Annotated in this window: 20 protein-coding genes; 11 read left to right on the top strand and 9 right to left on the bottom strand. The window is 49.9% G+C overall.

The window, feature by feature from the left end:
* Window positions 1–430 precede the first annotated feature (430 nt).
* The 11 genes from IPM31_06555 to IPM31_06505 all read left to right on the top strand — a co-directional run bounded on the left by IPM31_06555 (window position 431) and on the right by IPM31_06505 (window position 7737).
* Window positions 431–1300, top strand: coding sequence for a phosphate ABC transporter substrate-binding protein (locus tag IPM31_06555; GenBank protein MBK9006640.1), 870 nt, complete (start codon window positions 431–433; stop codon window positions 1298–1300).
* A gap of 172 nt (window positions 1301–1472) precedes the next feature.
* Window positions 1473–2369 (top strand): phosphate ABC transporter permease subunit PstC, encoded by an 897-nt coding sequence (gene pstC / locus IPM31_06550; GenBank protein MBK9006639.1) that lies wholly within the window; start codon window positions 1473–1475, stop codon window positions 2367–2369.
* 159 nt (window positions 2370–2528) lie between these two features.
* Complete coding sequence (locus IPM31_06545; GenBank protein MBK9006638.1) at window positions 2529–3695, top strand: ATP-binding protein; 1167 nt, start codon at window positions 2529–2531, stop codon at window positions 3693–3695.
* Window positions 3692–4564, top strand: a complete 873-nt coding sequence (pstA, locus tag IPM31_06540; protein ID MBK9006637.1) for a phosphate ABC transporter permease PstA — start codon at window positions 3692–3694, stop codon at window positions 4562–4564. The genes IPM31_06545 and pstA overlap by 4 nt, the downstream gene beginning before the upstream one ends.
* 59 nt (window positions 4565–4623) lie before the next feature.
* Window positions 4624–5379, top strand: a complete 756-nt coding sequence (locus IPM31_06535; protein ID MBK9006636.1) for a phosphate ABC transporter ATP-binding protein — start codon at window positions 4624–4626, stop codon at window positions 5377–5379.
* A 350-nt stretch (window positions 5380–5729) separates the two neighbouring features.
* The gene (locus tag IPM31_06530; GenBank protein MBK9006635.1) at window positions 5730–5960 is read left to right on the top strand and encodes a DUF433 domain-containing protein; all 231 of its coding nucleotides are present in this window, start codon (window positions 5730–5732) and stop codon (window positions 5958–5960) included.
* Window positions 5957–6319 carry a DUF5615 family PIN-like protein gene (locus IPM31_06525; protein ID MBK9006634.1) on the top strand — a complete coding sequence of 121 codons (363 nt, stop codon included), beginning with the start codon at window positions 5957–5959 and terminating at the stop codon, window positions 6317–6319. Before IPM31_06530 ends, IPM31_06525 begins: the two co-directional genes overlap by 4 nt.
* A gap of 353 nt (window positions 6320–6672) precedes the next feature.
* A complete protein-coding gene (locus IPM31_06520) occupies window positions 6673–6942 on the top strand; it encodes a BrnT family toxin (protein ID MBK9006633.1) in 270 nt (89 codons plus the stop codon).
* Window positions 6939–7193 (top strand): BrnA antitoxin family protein, encoded by a 255-nt coding sequence (locus tag IPM31_06515; protein ID MBK9006632.1) that lies wholly within the window; start codon window positions 6939–6941, stop codon window positions 7191–7193. The genes IPM31_06520 and IPM31_06515 overlap by 4 nt, the downstream gene beginning before the upstream one ends.
* 104 nt (window positions 7194–7297) lie before the next feature.
* Window positions 7298–7510, top strand: a complete 213-nt coding sequence (locus tag IPM31_06510) for a type II toxin-antitoxin system HicB family antitoxin (protein MBK9006631.1) — start codon at window positions 7298–7300, stop codon at window positions 7508–7510.
* A complete protein-coding gene (locus IPM31_06505) occupies window positions 7510–7737 on the top strand; it encodes a type II toxin-antitoxin system HicA family toxin (GenBank protein ID MBK9006630.1) in 228 nt (75 codons plus the stop codon). The genes IPM31_06510 and IPM31_06505 overlap by 1 nt, the downstream gene beginning before the upstream one ends.
* A 383-nt stretch (window positions 7738–8120) precedes the next feature.
* On the opposite strand, the gene IPM31_06500 is transcribed toward IPM31_06505, so the two are convergent.
* From IPM31_06500 to IPM31_06460, 9 genes are all read right to left on the bottom strand, one after another.
* A complete protein-coding gene (locus tag IPM31_06500) occupies window positions 8121–9023 on the bottom strand; it encodes a putative Ig domain-containing protein (protein ID MBK9006629.1) in 903 nt (300 codons plus the stop codon).
* A 10-nt stretch (window positions 9024–9033) separates the two neighbouring features.
* Window positions 9034–10014, bottom strand: coding sequence for a hypothetical protein (locus IPM31_06495; protein MBK9006628.1), 981 nt, complete (start codon window positions 10012–10014; stop codon window positions 9034–9036).
* A 15-nt stretch (window positions 10015–10029) separates the two neighbouring features.
* On the bottom strand, window positions 10030–11016 hold the full coding sequence (locus IPM31_06490; GenBank protein MBK9006627.1) for a hypothetical protein: 987 nt from the start codon (window positions 11014–11016) through the stop codon (window positions 10030–10032).
* A gap of 264 nt (window positions 11017–11280) precedes the next feature.
* The gene (locus IPM31_06485) at window positions 11281–13617 is read right to left on the bottom strand and encodes a xanthine dehydrogenase family protein molybdopterin-binding subunit (GenBank protein ID MBK9006626.1); all 2337 of its coding nucleotides are present in this window, start codon (window positions 13615–13617) and stop codon (window positions 11281–11283) included.
* A 79-nt stretch (window positions 13618–13696) separates the two neighbouring features.
* Window positions 13697–14479 carry a cyclase family protein gene (locus IPM31_06480; GenBank protein MBK9006625.1) on the bottom strand — a complete coding sequence of 261 codons (783 nt, stop codon included), beginning with the start codon at window positions 14477–14479 and terminating at the stop codon, window positions 13697–13699.
* A 59-nt stretch (window positions 14480–14538) separates the two neighbouring features.
* The gene (locus IPM31_06475; protein ID MBK9006624.1) at window positions 14539–15030 is read right to left on the bottom strand and encodes a four helix bundle protein; all 492 of its coding nucleotides are present in this window, start codon (window positions 15028–15030) and stop codon (window positions 14539–14541) included.
* A gap of 44 nt (window positions 15031–15074) precedes the next feature.
* Window positions 15075–16322 carry a DUF1116 domain-containing protein gene (locus IPM31_06470; GenBank protein MBK9006623.1) on the bottom strand — a complete coding sequence of 416 codons (1248 nt, stop codon included), beginning with the start codon at window positions 16320–16322 and terminating at the stop codon, window positions 15075–15077.
* 69 nt (window positions 16323–16391) lie between these two features.
* On the bottom strand, window positions 16392–18065 hold the full coding sequence (gene fdrA / locus IPM31_06465) for an acyl-CoA synthetase FdrA (protein ID MBK9006622.1): 1674 nt from the start codon (window positions 18063–18065) through the stop codon (window positions 16392–16394).
* 79 nt (window positions 18066–18144) lie between these two features.
* Window positions 18145–19476, bottom strand: coding sequence for an amidase (locus IPM31_06460; GenBank protein ID MBK9006621.1), 1332 nt, complete (start codon window positions 19474–19476; stop codon window positions 18145–18147).
* Between the last annotated feature and the right edge of the window lie 80 nt (window positions 19477–19556).

Here is a 19556-nt window from a genome sequence, read left to right as displayed (position 1 = left end):
GATTTTATCAGAACAAGGCTTGCGTTGAGTTCATCGAAACGATGAAAGCTTGCCCTGAGCCGCGTCGAAGGGATGAAGCCCACTTTTGCAAACTGATAAATGATACTAGCGATAAACCCGATATGAATTTTGCCACAGAACCAATCCCGAAGGGATGACAAGATTCTAAACACAGCGAAATGAGTATCCAAATCCCGAAGGGATGACATAAATTTGCCGCCTCTGACACCCCTTCGGGGTCTGTGGCTGATTGATGTATTGCTCAGTTTAATTGTTGACCTGCAATAGCGGGCTTGGTAGGAATAGCGTGGACATTTACGTCCATGTGGGACTGAAGCGGAGAAAAATGTTGAAGAAACAGAATCAGCCCGAAGGGAGTCTGAAGCGCAGTTCTTCATCCAGTGAATGCTTTCGACTATAATTCGTCTCAATGAAGCGCATCTTTATTTTCTTTCTTCTTTCCTCTTTCATTATTGTCTCTTGTAGTTCATCGTCACAATCCCCATCCAACCCGTCAACAAAATATATCGAAAACAAAGGCTCGGATACGATCGTGAATCTCGCGCTCGCGTGGGCGGAACGATACCAAAACGAACACGCCGATGTGCGCATTTCGGTGACGGGCGGAGGCTCTGGCACGGGTATCGCCGCGCTCATCAACAACACCGTGGACATTGCGAGCGCGTCGCGCAGTATCAAAGAGGAAGAGATCGAAGCGGCGAAGGCGAACGGCGTGAATCCTGTGGAGCATGTCATTGCGCGTGATGCGATTGCGGTGATCGTGAATCCTGAAAATCCTGTTTCAGAATTGACGCTCCAACAGATCGCCGATATTTACAGCGGCAAAATCAACAACTGGATCGAAGTCGGCGGCGAAGACAGACCCATCGTGCGGCTTTCGCGCGAGACCAACTCTGGCACGCATGTCTATTTTTTAGAAACGGTCTTGCGGTTGGGTGAGAAAGAAAATAAAACATTGTTTTCAACGGATACATTGCTATTGCCTTCATCGGAGGGTATCATTCTCGAAGTGCGTCAAAACCCGAACGCGATCGGCTATGATGGCTTGGGCTACGTGCCGCATGATTTGAAAATGATCGCCATCGCAAAAGAAGACGGCGTGCCATACGTTTTGCCCGCCATTGCAACCGTCAACGATAAAAGTTATCCGATTGCGCGCGATCTGTACATGTACACGGACGGCGAACCGACGGGCGTCGTCAAGGAATATCTCGATTGGATTCTTTCGGACGAAGCGCAGGAAATCGTGGCGGAACTTGGCTTTGTGCCTGTGGAATAAATCTTTAAACACAAAGGACACGAAGTACACAAAGTTGTGTTTAAGCGATGGTTGTGAAGCCTTACCCTAGACCAGCTCGAAAGATGATCGAAAAGAAATCCTCAAGTTGCGCTGACCATTAAACCTTAGTGACCTTAGTGACCTTCGTGTCCTTCGTGGTAGGAAAAAGAAAATGGAAAAATCTTTGAACTGGCGTGAACACGTCATCACGCGACTCATCCAAGCCTCGGGCTACTCAGCCATCGTGTTCGTCGCGCTGATCTTTTTCTTCCTCATCCGCGAGGGTAGCCCGACTCTCGGCGAAGTAAATCTCTCCAACCTCTTCAGCGCGCGCTGGTATCCCATCGAAAATTATTTCGGCATCTTGCCGCTCATCACAGGTTCGCTCGTCGTCACCATCGGTGCAATGCTCATCGCATTTCCATTGGGCATCGGCACCGCAGTCTACATCGCGGAGATCGCCCCGCGATGGATGCGCGAGATTCTCAAACCTCTTGTGGAATTGCTTGGCGGACTCCCCTCGGTCGTGTTGGGATTTCTTGGGATTCTGCTCGTCTCCCCATTCTTACGCGTCTTTCTCGACCTTCCAACTGGTCTCACAGCGTTTACTGGGTCCATCCTCCTCGGCGGGATCGCCGTGCCGACAATCGTGTCCGTGGCAGAGGACGCGCTCGACGCAGTCCCGCGTTCGTATCGTGAAGGCGCGTGGGCGCTCGGCGCGACTCGCTGGCAGACGATCTGGCGCGTGACATTGCCCGCCGCGAAATCGGGCGTGCTCACCGCCGTCATGCTCGGCATCGGACGCGCCATCGGCGAAACAATGACCGTGATGATGGTGACGGGCAACGCGCCTGTGCTGGCGGTCAAACTCGGCAGTTGGTTCTCCCCCGTCCGCACGATGACGGCGACCATCGCCGCGGAAATGGGCGAGGTCGCAAATGGAAGCGTCCACTATCACACGTTGTTCTTCATCGGTATGGTGTTGTTCCTGATCTCGTTAGGCGTAAATATCGCCGCCTCGTCGGTTGTCTTCCGCGCCAAGAAACGGGCGGAGAGGATCCTTTCCTGAACGGGACTTACGCAGTTGGCGGGCAGTTCGATTTGCCAAGCAAATCGTGCCGCCGCCGCAGTGCAACTACGGCGGTACAGGTTAACTGCGTAAATCTACGGAAAATACTTTCTGTTAACCATGCTTGACAAAAAGTATGGCATTGTGTAAAGTATAGATATGATTATCGAGAGAGACATCTACAAATCGATTGCTCCTGTGCTTCAATCTCCTGAAGCAATTGTTATTACAGGAATGAGGCGGGTCGGGAAAACCACCCTGCTTAACTATATCTATGAACAAATACCTTCCCAAAACAAACTATATCTCGACCTTGAAAATCCTCGCAACCAACTCTATTTTCAAGAAGTGGACTATAACGCCGTAAAAAAGAATCTGGAGTTGCTTGGCTTGCAAAAAGATTCACGCGCGTATGTGTTTCTGGATGAGATCCAATGGGTAAAACAACTGCCCTCCGTTGTGAAATACCTCATTGATACCTATCAAATCAAATTCATTTTGAGCGGGTCTTCCAGTTTTTACCTGAAGAATCAGTTTTCCGAATCGTTGTCAGGACGCAAATTTATTTTCGAACTCTATCCCCTGAACTTTTCCGAGTTCTTGCGAATTCAACAGGCGCCCGTGCCTCAGGAAAAATATACGCAGGCGTCGCCCGCCCTGTACGCCACCTATAAATCCTATGTGGATGAATACTTGAAGTTTGGCGGATTCCCAGGCGTTGTGGTGAAAACGACCGAGGCTGAAAAACGCGCCGCGCTCGATGATATTTTCACTTCCTATTATCAATTGGAGGTGTTGCAATTTAGCGATTTTCGCAAGAGTCATAAATTAAGAGATTTGCTTTTCCTGGTCATGGAGCGGACGGGCTCCAAATTCGACGCCCAGAAACTTGCGACCGTTTTGGGGGTCGCGCGACAGACGTTGATGGAATACATGGCTTTTCTGGAAGGCACGTATTTCATCAAAATCATCAAGCCTCATACGGTTAATAAAGACGTGGAGATCCGCAAGTCGGGAAAGATCTATGTGTGCGACCCTGGTCTCGTTCGTCAATTCTCCCAAGTGGACGAGGGCGCCTTGTTTGAAAATGCTGTTTTTTGGAATTTGCCGCAGACGGAAAGAGTGCAATACTATCAACGAAAGAACGGCGCGGAGATCGATTTTGTCGTCAATGGCAGTCATGCGTATGAAGCAAAACTTCACGCTAGTCGGGAAGATTTTAATAAACTGCAAAATCTCGCGCGAAATATCGGCATCGAAACTGCCAGCATCGTCAGTCGCGAATATGTTTCCATACAAAATGCTTTGTACCTGTTCAATTTATGAAATCCATCGCCAAACTCTTCACCCTCAACCGCCACCTCACCGAACGAATCGGATTCACCGCCATCACCCTTATGGCGATGGTCACTGTGTTGCCCATTGTGGGCACGGTCATCTACATCCTCGTCCAGGGCGCGCCCGCGATCTCGTTGGAATTCATCACAGGCTTTCCGCGTGACGGGATGCGCGAAGGCGGAATCCTGCCTGCCATCATCGGCACGCTGTATCTCGCACTTGGCACAGCCATATTTTCTGTTCCGTTGGGGATTGCGGCGGCGATCTATCTTTCAGAATATGCCTCCGACACGCCGTTGACTCGCACGATTCGAATCGCCATCATCAACCTCGCAGGGATTCCATCCGTCGTCTACGGCTTGTTCGGGCTGGGACTGTTCGTGCTCTTCCTCAACTTCGGCACATCCATCCTCGCCGCCTCGTTGACACTTTCGATCATGACCCTGCCTGTCATCATCAGCACAGCGGAGGAGGCGTTACGCGCCGTGCCGCAATCGTTCCGCACCGTGAGCATCTCCCTCGGCGCGACACGCTGGCAGACCATCCGTCGAATCGTGTTGAAAGAAGCGTTGCCTGGAATTCTCACAGGAGTCATCCTCGGTCTCAACCGCGCTGTTGGTGAAACCGCGCCAATTTTGTTCACAGGCGCGGCGTTCTTTTTGCCGCGTCTCCCCAACTCACCCTTCGACGCGACGATGGCATTGCCATATCACCTCTTTGTGATCTCAACGCAAGTCCCTGAGATGCCAGTAAAAATTCAATACGGCACTGCGCTTGTGTTGCTTGCCTTTGTGTTGACCATGAATCTTATCGCCACCGTCATCCGTTCGCGGGCGAGGGCGAGGAGACAATGGTGAATTCGTTACGCAATACGCAGTACGGAGTATCGTATTGCGTATTGCGTACTGCGTAAACAATGAACAAGATAATTGTCGAATCCCTCTCCCTCCAATACTCCGACGGCACCGAGTCGCTACGGGATGTCAGCCTCAACATCCGTCAGAACGCGGTGACGGTGTTGTTCGGTCCCGCGGGCGGAGGCAAATCCACCCTGCTCCGTTGTTTGAATCGACTCAACGATCTCGCCGAAGTCAAAGCCTCGTCGGGGCGTATCCTCATTGACGGGGAAAATATCCTCGACCCAAAATTGGACGTGATCGCGTTGCGTCGCAAAGTGGGCATGGTCTTTGCGCGACCTGTGCCTCTGCCGATGAGCATCCGCGAGAATGTCACGTATGCGCTGGAACTCGCGGGCGAAAAACGCCGCGTCAAATTGGATGAAGCGGTGGAGCGCAGTCTCAAACTCGCCGCGATCTGGGATGAAGTGAAAGACCGCCTCGACGCCCCCGCCATCGCCCTCTCAGGCGGACAGCAGCAACGCGTCTGCCTCGCCCGCGTGCTGGCTCTACAACCCGAAATTATCCTCCTCGACGAGCCGACATCGGGACTTGACCCGATCTCCACAGGAAAAGTCGAAGCCGCGTTGCAGGAATTAAAAAAGGATTACACCATCATCCTCGTGCCGCATTCCGTGCAACAGGCGGGACGCACCGCCGATTACGCCGCGTTCTTTTTGCAAGGCGAGTTAGTTGAATACGGCGAAGGCAAGTCGCTATTCACCGCGCCGAAGCAGAAAAAAACAGAGGATTATGTGACGGGGAGGTTTGGGTGATGAAATTTATCAGAAGAGGAAACGACCAAAGAAACGCTATTGATGATGGAGAGGGGCTAACGGACACGCCGATCAATCGTCGCAATCGAGGTGAGGTCCAAAACCCCTCTCCCATCTGCCCCTAACCCTAAAGGGCGCTTCGCGAGGGGGAGATGCCCAAACATCTCAAACAAAACTTTTCCTTGGAAACCCAACGACCTCATCAGCCAGAAAAGAAATCAAGCCCATGCCATCTCCTTTAGGAGAGGGGCAAGCCGTCGTGCCGAGTATTACGGTTATCTGGGTGAGGTCCAAAAGGACGGATAAGAAAGAATATCAGGTTGGGGTAAAATACAAGCAGGAGCACGAATATGAAAAACCTGAAACGCATAACCTTTGATCCCAACGTAATGGGCGGCAAGCCAACCATTCGCGGTCTGCGCGTGACGGTAGGGACGATTATCGGTCTCATTGCTGCTGGACGAGATTTCAAAGAGATTCTCAAGGCTTATCCATATCTTGAAGAAGAGGATATTCGCGAAGCCTTGACTTATGCCGCGTGGCGCGTGGAAGAAATTGAGTTGCCGCTGGCGAGCGCATGAAGATCGTCATTGACATGAACCTTTCGCCCGATTGGGTGAAAGTGTTGAAAGATGCAGGTTGGGAATCAGTTCATTGGTCAACAGTGGGGGATATGCGCGCCACAGACGATGTCATCATGTCATGGGCGCGTGAAAATGGTTATGTCGTTTTCACTCACGATTTGGATTTTGGCGTTCTGTTGGCATTGACACAGGCAGAAAGCCCAAGCGTGATTCAAGTTCGCACGCAGGATGTGTTTCCCGAAGCTCTAGGCAAACGATTGGTAAAAGTTTTGCAGGAACATCAGGCGACTTTGGAAAAAGGCGCATTACTGACGGTGGATGAAGTTAAAGCGCGAGTTCGTGTCTTGCCGTTTTGATAAACAAAACCCCTCTCCCGTCTACCACTCGCTACGCTCGGGTACGATGTCCCCCAAGGGGGAGATGCCAATCCTCCTCGAACAAAACATTGACCTGGAAAATCAACAAAGCCATGAACCGAACAGCCCCCTTCCCGTCCTTCGACAGGCTCAGGGCAAGTTTGGGAAGCGCCGCGCTGAGCGTGCCGAAGCGGGCGGGGGGATAGGTCAAGCCGTCGCGCCGAGTATTACGATTATCGGGGTGAGGTCAAACGGATGCGCGAATCAATCATCAAAATTGAGGTGAGGCTCAACCGAAAAAGAAGAATTTGCAGTCTTGCGCCTGTGTACATTTGTGCATATAATGGTTGATAATGAGTTACGAATGGGATCCCAACAAGGAAAAATCGAACTTCAGAAAACACGGCATTAAATTTGCGGATGCTGTGGGAGTCTTTGAGGATGAGAATGCCATCACGATTGAAGACGATGATGCAAGAGAAAGCCGCTTCATCACCATCGGCATGGACTTTTTGAACCGCATCCTGGTCGTGGTTTATACGTTTCGTAACATTGTTATTCGGATTATTTCCGCGCGAAAAGCGACCGCGCGCGAAAGAAAGATATACGAGGAACAGAGATGAAAAAAGAATACGATTTCAGCAAAGGCAAGCGCGGAGCAGTTCGCCCTGCGCCGAAAGGAAAGACCCGCATTACCATCCGCATTGACGATGACATTCTGGATTGGTTTCGCGGTGAAGTTGACGCGGCAGGAGGCGGGAATTACCAAACGTTTATCAACAATGCTTTACGCGAACACATTACGCGCCAGCAGGAACCCATCGAAGTAATTCTACGGCGGGTGGTTCGTGAAGAATTGCAAAGCGCTGCGTAGTCAGCAGAAAACTACCCCTCTTCATTTCCCCCTAACGCTAAAGGGTTCTTCGCGAAGGGGCAAACATGAGAGGTATAATACCGTCAATCTTCGAAAGGATGAAAATGACAAAGGAATTCAACGTTGTGATCGAACGAGACGAGGAAGGTTATTACGTTGCCAGCGTCCCTGAATTGCAGGGATGTCACACACAAGCCAAGTCATTGGATAAACTGATGGAGCGAATCCGTGAGGCGATTGAGTTGTGTCTCGAAATGGAAGGGGATTTCGTTTCGAACGAGTTTATCGGCGTGCAAAGGATTGCCGTTGAAGTATGATGGCGAAAATGGCGCGGCTGACAGGGCAGGAAGTTATCGCCGCATTGAAAAAGGCGGGATTTGAAGTCTTGCGTATCAAGGGAAGTCATCATTTTATGGGGCACACAGACGGCAGGCGAACCGTTGTGCCTGTGCATCGCGGCGAAATTATTGGACCAGGGTTGATGCTGAAAATTCTACGCGACTGCGAGATCGAGCGCGATGAATTTATGAAGTTGACGAAATGAAGAAGGTTCGAGAAATCCGAAGTCGTGTGGCTTCGGATTTTTTGTTATGGCAGAAACCCCTCTCCCGTCTCCCCCGAGGGGGAGATGCCCAAGCCTCCTCGAACAAAACATTGACTTGGAAAATCAACAAAGCCATCAACCGACCAGCCCCCTTCCCATTTGGGAAGGGCGGGGGGATAGGTCAAGCCGTCGTGCCGATCATTACGTTTATCTGGGTGAGGTCCCAACACTTCGATCAATCGTCAGAATTGGGACGGAGTCTCTTGCGATGCAAGCATAGGATAGGAGGCATGCCATCAAAGACCGTCTTAAGAAAGTTCTGTCAGTTTGGATCATTTTGCACTTCACAAACTCACACGACAAAACGAAACTTGTAATCATCACTACCTTCGGAATCTCTTACGAAATCGAGTCCAAGGAGATTCATATGCTTCTTGACGAATTATCCCTTCCTCCCGATCTACAAAAAGTGTAACATACAGAATTATTACTAACAAAATATAGGCAATTACTCTCAATACAATTTCCAAATAGACAAACATCTTCTTCCACCATGAATCTGGGCCAGAATTAACAACTAAATGTATTTTCTGATTTAGGGATTCGCCTTGGCTATCTTTTACTTCTACCTCGAAGTCTCCATCAGATATTGTTGTGGGATTTCCTGTGATTTGACCATCTTCCGTCAAGTCAATCCCAGAGGGTAAATTTCCTTTTATGAGAACCCACGAGTATGGCGGAACTCCTCCAAAAGCAGATAATTGAAAAGAATAAGGAGAATTTATTTGTCCATCGGGAGCATAAACAGCATCACCTATTACATAAAGATTACGTTGGATATCCACCTCTTGCGAGCCGACTTGTAAAATTTCTAAAAAATACTCTTTCTGAGACGAGCGTTTATCATTATCATTTAAAGAAATAATAAACTGTGTTTGCTGTATCTTTTCGGGCGTTCCAGAAATAATACCGTTCTCTTCATCTAAACCGAGTCCGCCAGGTAGTGCGCCACTAATTATCTTCCAAGTATATGGGGTAGACCCACCTATTCCTGCAAGGGTTACGCTATACGGGCGGTTTGCTAACCCTGCAGGGAGTTCCACAGATATTATTCTCGGGGAAACTTCTGCAAGAGCATTCGAACCACCAACAAAAGCACTGACAATACTCAACATTACTATCATAAACATCAGTGCGGTGACAATAATCATAAACAAATCGACAAACCGCATTTCGATAGGCGGTTCGGCGGACCCATGTCTTTGTCCAAAGGATTTTCCAAACATATATTATCCTTTAGCGGGACACCCTTCTAAGGATGACCTCTTGGTCTTTATCCACGCTATTTTTCAATTCGCCAACTTTTTGTTGAATATTAGAAAGATTAGTATTGATCGATTCGAGATGTCGGTACAGACTACTATTATCTTGATTAATTTGAGATAATGCAGAAGAAAGCAAGTTTAGCTGCTGGCTTAGAGTCCTCATGTCACCAGATAAATTTTCTTGGCCGATAATATTACCTGGTGCTGCTTGAGCATCCTGAATTCTTGAAATTACCTTCAAGCACAGGGTGTCCGCCTCAAAGACAGCTCTTTCTTCTCGATGAAATACTAAAGATAAAAGTAGAAACATCAATACACTGCTGCCTAAAGCAAAAAGCGTAATATCAAAAGCTCCTGCTAAATGAGGAACGACATTGCTTACTAACAGGTTTCTTAAACCACTATAATCTTGTGTCGTTGTTAGCGCGGTACCTAGTCCTCCAATCGAGGCTGCCATCTCGTATGCTGTACCCATAAAACCCAATCCAGGAAGTGCCCAAACAAGGGCGCGCAAAGGTCCATACCCGCTATGGATATGTGCAGAATCTACACCTGACTGACCACCTAGTAATGTAGAAACCTTGTCGCTTGCGTTATGATCGTGCAAATTTTGTGAAATCAGCTGAAATCGTTCTTGTAATAACGAGCCCTTAAACCGTGTTTCTATCTTCTGAATATATCCTAATAATGAAGTTGCTTCACCTAACTCGAAACCACTCATTGCAATAATCCTGAGTTCCTTTGTTGCCCAATTGTTTCTAAAGTACAAAGAAATCAAACCCCAAAGAACTACCACCAGCACAAGGGTTGCGATTAAGCCTGGAATTGACGATTTCGAAATTAAATCATTGACAAACTCTACTCTGCTAAGCCACTGAAAGCGTGAGGCCAAGGCGACAAGGATTACACTTAAAATGCCAGGCCACCAAAATGAAGTAAAGCTACTTTTCATTCTTCCTCCCAGACACTAGATTTCTAAATTTTCAACATATGCAAAGGTCGTATTTGCTAGCGACTCTATAAATGTCTCTGTAATTCTGCCGCGCGCCCTTTTTGCTACATCTCTCTTAATTAATTCTTGTATCTGATTGCTATCATACTGGATTGCACCCTGCGTCGCCTCTTCGTATTCTTTTTCCTCAATTTCATCAACCCAAATGGTAGTAATCATTAACTCGACTCGTTCCCCATTTACGATACCAAGGTCTGAAAGCCTAGAATTTGAAACCAATTTGCCGTTATAAGACATTTGATAAGCAAAGTCAAATCTGATCATTAGCTCAGGAAACGGCTTGGTCTGTAGCAAGTTAAGCCTTTCCATAATAATATCTGCAAACTCACTTATATACAGGTCTTTTTCTACGCGAAACTTAAAGGATTTTTTGAAGCGATTTGATTTCACTCCTACCTCAATGAGGTTTTTTGGTTTTGCGACAGGTTTGTTCTTTTGATCGTCATAGATTGGTGCAATGAATTCTTTTATCTGATCTATAGCTTTGGAAGGATCAGAACCAGACACAAAAAAAGCTGTTCCGATATTCGTACCCCCTGAGATTGAACCTGCTTGAAAAGCAGTGTTAGCATTAGCGACATTTGAATTGATTTGTTCGCGGCGGATTTGTTCGAGTTCGTGTACTGAGCGACTTAGTTTTTGCAACAAATCCGAATCGCTTAACAAATACTGACTGAGGTGATATTCAACAACCGATTGGGTTTTTGGGTCTGTCGGATTTTTTTCAAAATTATCAATTAAGTCAGATGTGGTTTTTTCTTGTTCAAACTTGGGCTTGACAAGGTCGTATAAGTTTTTTGTTTTATCAAATAGAACGTCCGTTGTTTTCGTCCCTGCCTGTTTACCAATTCCCTTAGCGAACTCATCAACCAAACTTTTCAGATAAGGTATTAGAAAAGAAATCGCTGTTGATGTTATTGTTGAAATTAGAGTGGGGTCCATGCAATCATCTCCTCCAACATTTTGCCTATTATATTACTAATTTCCCAGATTGGAAATGACATCTTCATGGTTTCGCCCATTTGCCTTCATCGCGACTATACGAGAGTTTCATTCTCGCGAGGAAAAGCGCGACGATGCCTCTCGAAACAGAGTCAATCATTAGTAAAGAATGAAGCGAAACACTTCTCCCCCACCAAATTCTCCAATCCTCTAATTCTCCTCTTGCCAACCAGTCTCCAATCTCCAGTCTCTAATCTCTAATCTCTAATCTCTCTTATTCACAATCTCCCACAACCGATTCGAATTAATCGGTATCTCCAAAATCTCAAACTCCCGATCCCACAGCGCGTCCTCCAACGCCTGCGCGAACAGCGGACCGACGGGGATCGCGCCCGCTTCGCCCGCGCCTTTTACGCCCATCTCGTTGAGCGGCGAACGCGTTTCGCCATGCGCGGTTTCGATGCGCGGCACTTCGAGGCTGGTGGGCAGGTGATAATCCATGAACGTGCCGTTGAGCAGTTGCCCGTTTTCGTCGTAGGCGAGCCGCTCGTAAAACGCGTTGCCGATGCCCTGCGCCACGCCGCCGTGAATTTGCCCGTCGAGAATGAGCGGATTGATGACTCGTCCGCAATCGTGCGCCACCAAATATTTTTGGATGTGGATCTGCATCGTGTCGGGATTCACTTCCACGATCATCGCGTGGATGCCGCTCGCGGTTGCGCCTCTTTCTGGACCGAAATAGTTGGTCGCTTCCAACCCAGGCTCGGTGCCAGGCTTGACGGCTCCGCGCGTGGGATTCGCCTTGCCCGCCAGTTCGCCCAATGAAATGGACTGTCGCGGAATATCCTGCACGCGCACGAAGCCATCGTCGAGTTCGAGTTCATCTTCGGGCGCGTTGAAATGTTCTGAGGCGAGTTTGAGGATTTTCTTGCGCACAACTTTTGCGGCTTCATGGATGGCGTTGCCCGCCACCACCGCGCCGCGACTCGCAAACGTCCCCGCGCCCCAATAGAACTGGTCGGTGTCGCCCGTGACCACGTCAATCTTATCCACGCTCACGCCGAGTTGCTCCGCCACGATCTGCGCAAAACTCGTGAAGTGTCCCTGCCCCTGCGTGCCGACTCCCGTCACGACCGAGACTCGTCCACTGCTCATCACTTGCACCTTCGCGCCTTCGTACGGACCGATGCCTGTGCCTTCCACGTACGCCACGAGTCCAATGCCGACGTGTTTTCCTTCGGCGCGCAACTTCGGTTGAATCTCGGCGATGAATTTGTGATAGCCGATTTTTTCCAGCGCTTCATCGAGCAACGGTTCGTAGTTGCCGCTGTCGTACACGATCGGCGCAAAGTCTTGATAGATGATCTCGTTGTTGTATGGGAATTGATTCGGCTGGATAAAATTTCGCCGTCGGATTTCGGCGCGGTCAATCTTCAACTCTTTGGCGGCAATGTCCAACGCGCGTTCGATGACGAACACGCCATGCTGCCGCCCCGCGCCGCGATACGGCGTGACGATGGTCTTGTTGGTAAACACCGCCGTAAATTCGCTGTAATAATTTTTGATTTCATACAATCCCAACACATTGGCTTGCGAGTTGAGCGGCACGGTCAGTCCATACGGCGCATACGCGCCCGTGTCGTGCAGGAAAATATCATGCACGCCGAGAATGTGTCCCTCGATATCGAACGCAATTTCCGCATCGTGGATTTGTCCGCGTTCGTGCGTGGTCGCCACAAAATTTTCAGCGCGGTCTTCGATCCATTTGACGGGGCGGTTCAACTTCATCGCCGCCCACGGGACGAGCACTTCCTCCTGATAGAACATCATGATCTTCGGACCGAATCCGCCGCCGATGAACGGCGCGATCACGTGGACTTGCCGCTCCGACAGCCCAAGCATCCCCGCCAGCCCGTTTCGAATCACGACGGGAGCCTGAGTCGTGTCCCAGACGGTTAATCGCCCCGCGCGCTTATCCCACTCCGCCACGATGCCGCGATTCTCCATGGCGGCGGCGCATCCATGCTCGTAACTGAATCGCCGCTTGACGACGAGCGCCGCATCTTTCTTGATTGATTCGTAATCGCCCTTCGTCTGCACCACATGCGCCGCGACGTTCGATCCGATCTCCTCGTGGATGAGGACGCTATCGGACGCGAGCGCCTTTTCCATATCAACGACAGCGGCGAGCGGCTCGTAATCCACTTGGATATCCGCCAGCGCGTCTTCGGCGATGTAGCGACTCTCCGCCACCACCATCACGATCGGCTCCCCCGCAAACTTGACCTTGTCTTTTGCGAGCGGAACCTGCGTCTTTTCATTGAATGTAATATCCTTCACGGGCGGCGGCGAAACCAACAACGGACCAGGCTTCCAGTAATCGCCCAAGTCATTTGCCGTGTACACCGCAACCACGCCCGCGCGTCCCAACGCCTGCGAAACGTCAATATTATTTATCCGCGCATGAGCATACGGACTTCGCAAAAACGCCACATGCACCATGTGCGGCAAATCCACATCGTCCACATACAATCCCTGCCCCGTCAGCAGGCGCGGGTCCTCGTTGCGCTTAATCCGTTCGCCGAAATATCGAGTGGTCATAATTCTCCAATTCTCGTTCGTCCAATTCTCCAATTCTCAGACTCACGAATGCCGAGAATTGGAGAATTAGAGAATTTTTCTACGCCCACGCCACCGCCCTGCAAAACGCCGCCTCGCCGCCTTTGAACTTCCACGGGAAGACGCCGAGGGTGATGCGTTTGTTGTGCAGTTCTTTCAGTCCAATGTCACCGCCGAGATTTTCGACGTGCATGCAATCATGCGGGAACAAGGCGTTATGCGTGAGTTGATACGCCGAATCGGGGAACAACTCGTCCATTTTATCCGCGCCGAATTTCTTTTCTGTCAACGCGCGAACCTTCTGCCAATGTTCCAATCCGCCTTTGCCGAGGAAGCGACCGATGGGCAGGTTCATCGGATGGTCGGTGGAGATCATGTCCACGCCCCAGATGTGGATTTTCTTCTTCAACAACCAGTCGCAGATGCTGTAATGCGGACCTGGATGCCGTTGGATATATCTTTCCTCATCGCCATCTGGGCTAAAGAACGAATATTTGTGCCAGCCTGTGTGGATGAAGAGGATGTCGCCGTCTTTCACTTCGGCGCGCTTTTCGATATCCTCTGGCGTAAACATGCCGAGATCGTCGAGCATATCGCTCAGGTCAACGATAACGCCAGGTCCGTAGCACCATTCGATGGGAATCTGGTCAATGGTCTTGCCCTTCGTCACGAAATGCTTTGGCGCATCCAAATGCGTGCCCATGTGATTGGACGTCATAATGTATTGCGCATTCACTCCATGCTCCGATTTGCGCTTGATGTACTTCACCTCAAACGGCGGGTAGAAGGGCCAGAAGGAAGCGTCTTGGTTGAGGTCTTGGGAGAGGTCGTAGATTTTGGTCATGGTAGAACTCCTTTTTGATTTTGTTGGATGATTAAGAGAATTAGAGAATTGGAGAATTTTTAGGGTGGTGATTCGAGCCAGGCGAAGTCGGTTTCGTCAAAGAGGACATCGGGGAAATTATCTGGCAGGCGTGAGGTGAGATATTCGACGGGGCTTTCCTTCACGGTTTTGGCAACGGTGATTTCACCCGAGCGCTGACTTTTGAAACTGGAAATATACAAATTAAGTTGACGAGCAATTTCTGTCAACTTTGCGGCGTAATTCTTTGAATCGGCAACAGACATTAACTCTCGCGCAGATGAGCGATTTAGCCAATACTTTGTCTCAAACAAACTACCGCGAGCATAATACAAAAACTGAATCTTTTCCCCAAAATGATAACGCCCAAACGACTCGGCAATATTCGCTCCAATTGAATCCGCCGCGCGTGAAATCTGCTTGCCGACAACATCTTTGGCAAACTCATCCCAGCGTGAGGCGGCTTTGTAGACAGCATCAGTAATCTGCTCAACGCTCTTCAACACTCGCACATCTTCCAACGAAGTCGGCATCTCAACCTCCAACACCCAATTCTCTAATTCTCCAATTCTCTTCTTTAAAGCTCATACTTCTCCGCAAACGCCACCAACGCATCCTCAAAAATCTTCAACGGCGGTCTCACCAACCCAGCCCCCACCTGCCCCACCCCTGCATTTTTATGTGCAATACCCGTGTTGATGCGCGGCGTGATTCCTAATTCCACGACTTTGCGTAAATCAATTCCCGTCGGTGTGCCGCGAAATTCGAGCGATGGCATGGTGAAGAATTTGCTTTCGGCAAAAGTAATTTCATACATTTCGAGAGTCGCATTCATCGCATCTTTGGGCGTGCCACCGACGAACGTCACGATCGCGGGCGCGGTTGCCATGGCGAAGCCGCCGATGCCTGCGGTTTCGGTGATGGCGCTGTCGCCGATGTCGGGGTTGGCGTCGGCTTGAGAAAAGCCTGAGAAAAACAGACCAACTGGAATTTCGGCAGGAGCCGTGAACCATTGTCGCTCGCCGAGTCCGCTGACTCTGATTCCAAAATCCGTTCCATTGCGCGCCATCGTTGTGACGATCGTCGAGCCCTCAACGCCATGCGCGGCATCGGTCATCGCTTTGCACGCCGCCATCACGGGATTCAAAACACTCAGCGCATTGTCGCCGAGAAATTGCAACACCTCCGACTCCACCGAATCATCTTTGACAACTTTTGCGATCAACGGCGCGATCAATTTCAAATACAACAACGAGCCCGCCTTATTGCGATTGTGCCCCTCGTCGCCCATGTGCAACGCCTCCGCGATCAACGCGCGCATGTCGAGTCCGCTCGAACTCGCCAGCGCATCTGCCAACGCGACGCCCAACACATCGTTCATCCAATGCAATTTTTTCAACACCTCATCGCTGTACGCGCCGTATCGCAAAACTTTTCCGTAGCCTTCATTCAAATTGGAAAACGATTTATTTCCATGTTCGACATTTTCAACGACATAGACTTTCATCGAAGCGGATGTGACTCCCGCCATCGGACCGACCGCGCCATGATGATGACACGAATCAAACTCGACCTCGCCTCTTTCCACCATTGAGGTTGCCTCTGCTTCGGACGCCGCTACGCCCTCGAACAGCATCGCCCCGATGATCGCTCCGCGCAACGGACCCGACATCCGCGCCCACTCGATCGGCGGACCTGCGTGCAAAAATAAATTATCCTTCATTCCAGGGATAACATCCCGCGCAGTGGCGACGGCTTTGAGAATTGGTCTTGCATTCATTATCTTGTCAACAGCGATTTGGTTTGCATTGTTAATATCCATAATTATCTCCATTTTATAACTGGAGACTAGAGACTTGAGACTGACTAATCTCTAGTCTCCAATCTCTAATCTCTATTTCTTCATCTTCGCCAGCAGACTCGCCAGCCGTTCATTCCCACCCGCAGGCGGCTTCCACTCCACATGCACGGCTTGCGCGCCTTGGGATATGAGGCTTTCATAAAACGACTCCAAACCGACATTGATTCCAGCCAGCGGTTGTTTGAGTTGCGCTAAATTCACAGGCGGGAATTGATTCGCTTCACGATGGCTAAACTTCAAACTGATGTATTCGACTGCTTCTGATGCAGTGCGAAAAACTTTTACTCCCGCATCTTCTAATTGGGAGATTTGAGATTGGAGATTCTGCGGGTCTTCATCCGTCCCAATCACAATCGCCACAAACTCCAATTCTCCAATTCTCTTCTCTCGAATCTCCTTTATCACAGGCGCTAACTCCCCCGCAGGGTCAAGGTGCGAACCTTCGCCGAGAACCACGTCGAAGAGGATCATCCCCACTTCCGCATCCGCCGCTTCCTGTTTCATCCGTCTGATTCGCAGATCGTTATCAATCATCGGATGCAAACGTCCGACCATGAAGAATTCGTCGCCGAGATCAATGATGGTGTGGGCGTGGCTATGAAGAGGGTCATCCAAATTCTGAGAATTAGTGATTGGAGAATTGGAATAAAGCGGAGAAAGACTTGCTTGCAACCCGACCATAGTTTCGTAGGCGAGAGTTCCACCTGAATACAAACCTCGCAAAAACCGAGAATTAGAGGATTGGAGAATTCTCTGATTCTCTAATTCTCCAATGGAAATCTCCGCCGCCTCACTCAAACTGACCGCAAAATGCAAATTGCCGATCTTCCTCGCAGGCGCGGGATAGCCAATAAAATAAACGACAACAGGCTTGCCAGTGGATTGCGCCGCAGAAATTAATTGCGTGGCAACGTCAGGCGACGGCGGCTTGGAGATAAGCGCAATGACTTTCGTATCAGGGTCGCGGGCTAACACATCGAGGGCTTGATGCGCCGTGATCGCGCCAACATCCGATTTCAAATCCCGCCCGCCTGTGCCGATGGCGTGAGAAATTCCCGCGCCGAGATTGTGAATTTGCGCCGTAACCGCCTGCGTGCCCGTTCCCGATGCGCCGACGACTCCTATCGAGCCGCGCCGCACGCGGTTGGCGAATCCTAGCCCGATGCCGTTGATGATGGCTGTGCCGCAATCAGGTCCCATCACGAGCAGACCTTTTTCACGCGCCGTTTTCTTCAATGAAATTTCATCTTCGAGTGAGACGTTGTCGCTATAAAGGAAAACGTGCTTGCCAAGTTCCAACGCTTCGCGCGCGACACCCGCCGCATAGCGTCCAGGCACGGAGATCAACACCCAATTTGCCTCAGGCAATTGTTTCACCGCCGCGCTCAAACTTCGTGGGCGGAAGTCAAGAGAATCTTGAGAATTAGAGGATTTTCGGCGTGCGAGAAGTTCATCTACTTGACCAATCGCATTTTCGGCAGAGGTATCATCATTCGCTTTGACGACGATCAGCAGATCATCGGGGTTGGCGGAAATGTCTGCTGGCAGGAGGTTGTTTGTTGCAAGCAAATCTCGATTGGCTTGAGTTGCCATGACGACGCCCGCATCAAGCACGCCGTTCAATTCAAGCAAGCCGCGTTGAAGCTGCATCAGCACAACCGAGTCGTAATACGCTCCCGCGCGGACGTTCCATTTGACGACTGTCATATTTTGCTCATCTCACGTAGCGCGACATTTATGTCGCTTGCAAGCAGTAGGCGACATAAATGTCGCGTTACAAATTTTGTCATATCTTTCTCACAACCTTTTCAATCTCTTTTGCCCAGGCGAGCAATGATTCATCCGCATTCCATTTACCGACGAGTTGTAATCCCATTGGCAAACCATCTCCATTTTTTGTTGTAGGGATGTTTATGGCGGGGAATCCGATCTGCGTCCACGGCAGGCACATGACGGGGTCGCCTGTAGAGTCGAGTCCCTTCGGGGCGGGCCCGATCGCTGGAGGGCAAATCCATAAGTCAATGTTGTTGTCGTTCATGGTTTTGGTAATTTGTTCTCGGAAGGTATTGCGGGAAGAGATTAGAGACTGGACGCTTTGCGTGGAGACTTTTTGTCCGCGTTTGATGAGATCGGAGAATTTAGAGGAGTACAGCGATTCGTATTTTGCAAACCATTCTTTGTGTACTTGTGAAGCATCGTAAGACATGATGGCGTCGTGACGGGATTTGATCTCACCAAATTCATCCATAACTTGGACAGAACGCAATTCGTAATTTGCGCTTAGTAATTTACACACCTCATGAAAATGCTTGAGACCTTCTTCAGTTGTATTCTCCAAATATTTTCCTTCAGGAATCCCAAGCACAGGTTTTGAATCTCCAGTCCGTCGTGCTGAGCCTGTCGAAGCATCTAATCTCCAGTCTCCAGCACCCAATTCTCCAATTCCCCAATTCTCTACCAACACAGTCGCAACTCGCCCCACCGTCTCCACATCCTTCGCAAACACCCCAACATGATCCAACGTCGGCGAAAGCGGAATGACGCCCGCGCGCGAAATTCTCTCGTACGTTGGTTTGAAACCGACCACGCCACAAAACGCGGCGGGACGAATCACCGAGCCGATGGTCTGCGTGCCAAGCGCGAGGTCACAAATCCCCGCGCCGACTGCCGCGGCAGAACCACTGCTTGATCCGCCAGGCGTGTGATGTTTATTGTGCGGATTTCGAGTTGGACCTGGTGTGAAATAGGCAAACTCGGTCGTGACCGTTTTGCCAAGGATCAACGCGCCTGCATTTTTTAATTTTGTAACGCTTGCGGCTTCATCGCCTTGTAAATCTTCTGCGGGCAGTTTGCTTCCCGCCTGTGTGACGAAACCACCCACATGGAAAATATCCTTCACGCCGAGAGTCATCCCAAACAACGGCGGACGACTTTTCACGTCGGGAAATTTCTGAGTTAATTCTTCCGCGTCTTTTTGCAATCGTTCAAAGCGATTGGGTTCGGGAAGGAAAGATAGAACTTCGGGTTCACGAGAATCGAAGAGAGACTGGAGACTGGAGACTAAGTCTCTTGCAGAGATTTCGTTGTTGCGGAAGGATTGGGTGACAGATAAGTTCATATTTCCATAAATATCTCGTTGGTCGAGTAGCGAGTGGCACCTTGCGCCATTGCGAGCGTATCGAGACCAACATGGAAGCA

The sequence above is a fragment of the Candidatus Defluviilinea gracilis genome (assembly GCA_016716235.1).
Lineage (GTDB): Bacteria > Chloroflexota > Anaerolineae > Anaerolineales > Villigracilaceae > Defluviilinea > Defluviilinea gracilis.
Note: the sequence above shows the minus strand (reverse complement) of the source record. Positions and strands in the feature narration are given on the sequence as shown.

Excerpts from the sequence above, each read along its gene's own strand:
- IPM31_06490 (MBK9006627.1), bottom strand. The coding sequence starts at position 11,016 with ATGGACCCCACTCTAATTTCAACAATAACATCAACAGCGATTTCTTTT.
- IPM31_06535 (MBK9006636.1), top strand. The coding sequence starts at position 4,624 with ATGAACAAGATAATTGTCGAATCCCTCTCCCTCCAATACTCCGACGGC.
- IPM31_06525 (MBK9006634.1), top strand. The coding sequence starts at position 5,957 with ATGAAGATCGTCATTGACATGAACCTTTCGCCCGATTGGGTGAAAGTG.
- IPM31_06545 (MBK9006638.1), top strand. The coding sequence starts at position 2,529 with ATGATTATCGAGAGAGACATCTACAAATCGATTGCTCCTGTGCTTCAA.
- IPM31_06530 (MBK9006635.1), top strand. The coding sequence starts at position 5,730 with ATGAAAAACCTGAAACGCATAACCTTTGATCCCAACGTAATGGGCGGC.
- IPM31_06555 (MBK9006640.1), top strand. The coding sequence starts at position 431 with ATGAAGCGCATCTTTATTTTCTTTCTTCTTTCCTCTTTCATTATTGTC.
- pstA (MBK9006637.1), top strand. The coding sequence starts at position 3,692 with ATGAAATCCATCGCCAAACTCTTCACCCTCAACCGCCACCTCACCGAA.
- IPM31_06510 (MBK9006631.1), top strand. The coding sequence starts at position 7,298 with ATGACAAAGGAATTCAACGTTGTGATCGAACGAGACGAGGAAGGTTAT.
- IPM31_06460 (MBK9006621.1), bottom strand. The coding sequence starts at position 19,476 with ATGAACTTATCTGTCACCCAATCCTTCCGCAACAACGAAATCTCTGCA.
- IPM31_06500 (MBK9006629.1), bottom strand. The coding sequence starts at position 9,023 with ATGTTTGGAAAATCCTTTGGACAAAGACATGGGTCCGCCGAACCGCCT.
- IPM31_06520 (MBK9006633.1), top strand. The coding sequence starts at position 6,673 with ATGAGTTACGAATGGGATCCCAACAAGGAAAAATCGAACTTCAGAAAA.
- IPM31_06485 (MBK9006626.1), bottom strand. The coding sequence starts at position 13,617 with ATGACCACTCGATATTTCGGCGAACGGATTAAGCGCAACGAGGACCCG.
- fdrA (MBK9006622.1), bottom strand. The coding sequence starts at position 18,065 with ATGACAGTCGTCAAATGGAACGTCCGCGCGGGAGCGTATTACGACTCG.
- IPM31_06505 (MBK9006630.1), top strand. The coding sequence starts at position 7,510 with ATGGCGAAAATGGCGCGGCTGACAGGGCAGGAAGTTATCGCCGCATTG.
- IPM31_06480 (MBK9006625.1), bottom strand. The coding sequence starts at position 14,479 with ATGACCAAAATCTACGACCTCTCCCAAGACCTCAACCAAGACGCTTCC.
- IPM31_06495 (MBK9006628.1), bottom strand. The coding sequence starts at position 10,014 with ATGAAAAGTAGCTTTACTTCATTTTGGTGGCCTGGCATTTTAAGTGTA.
- IPM31_06515 (MBK9006632.1), top strand. The coding sequence starts at position 6,939 with ATGAAAAAAGAATACGATTTCAGCAAAGGCAAGCGCGGAGCAGTTCGC.
- IPM31_06475 (MBK9006624.1), bottom strand. The coding sequence starts at position 15,030 with ATGCCGACTTCGTTGGAAGATGTGCGAGTGTTGAAGAGCGTTGAGCAG.
- pstC (MBK9006639.1), top strand. The coding sequence starts at position 1,473 with ATGGAAAAATCTTTGAACTGGCGTGAACACGTCATCACGCGACTCATC.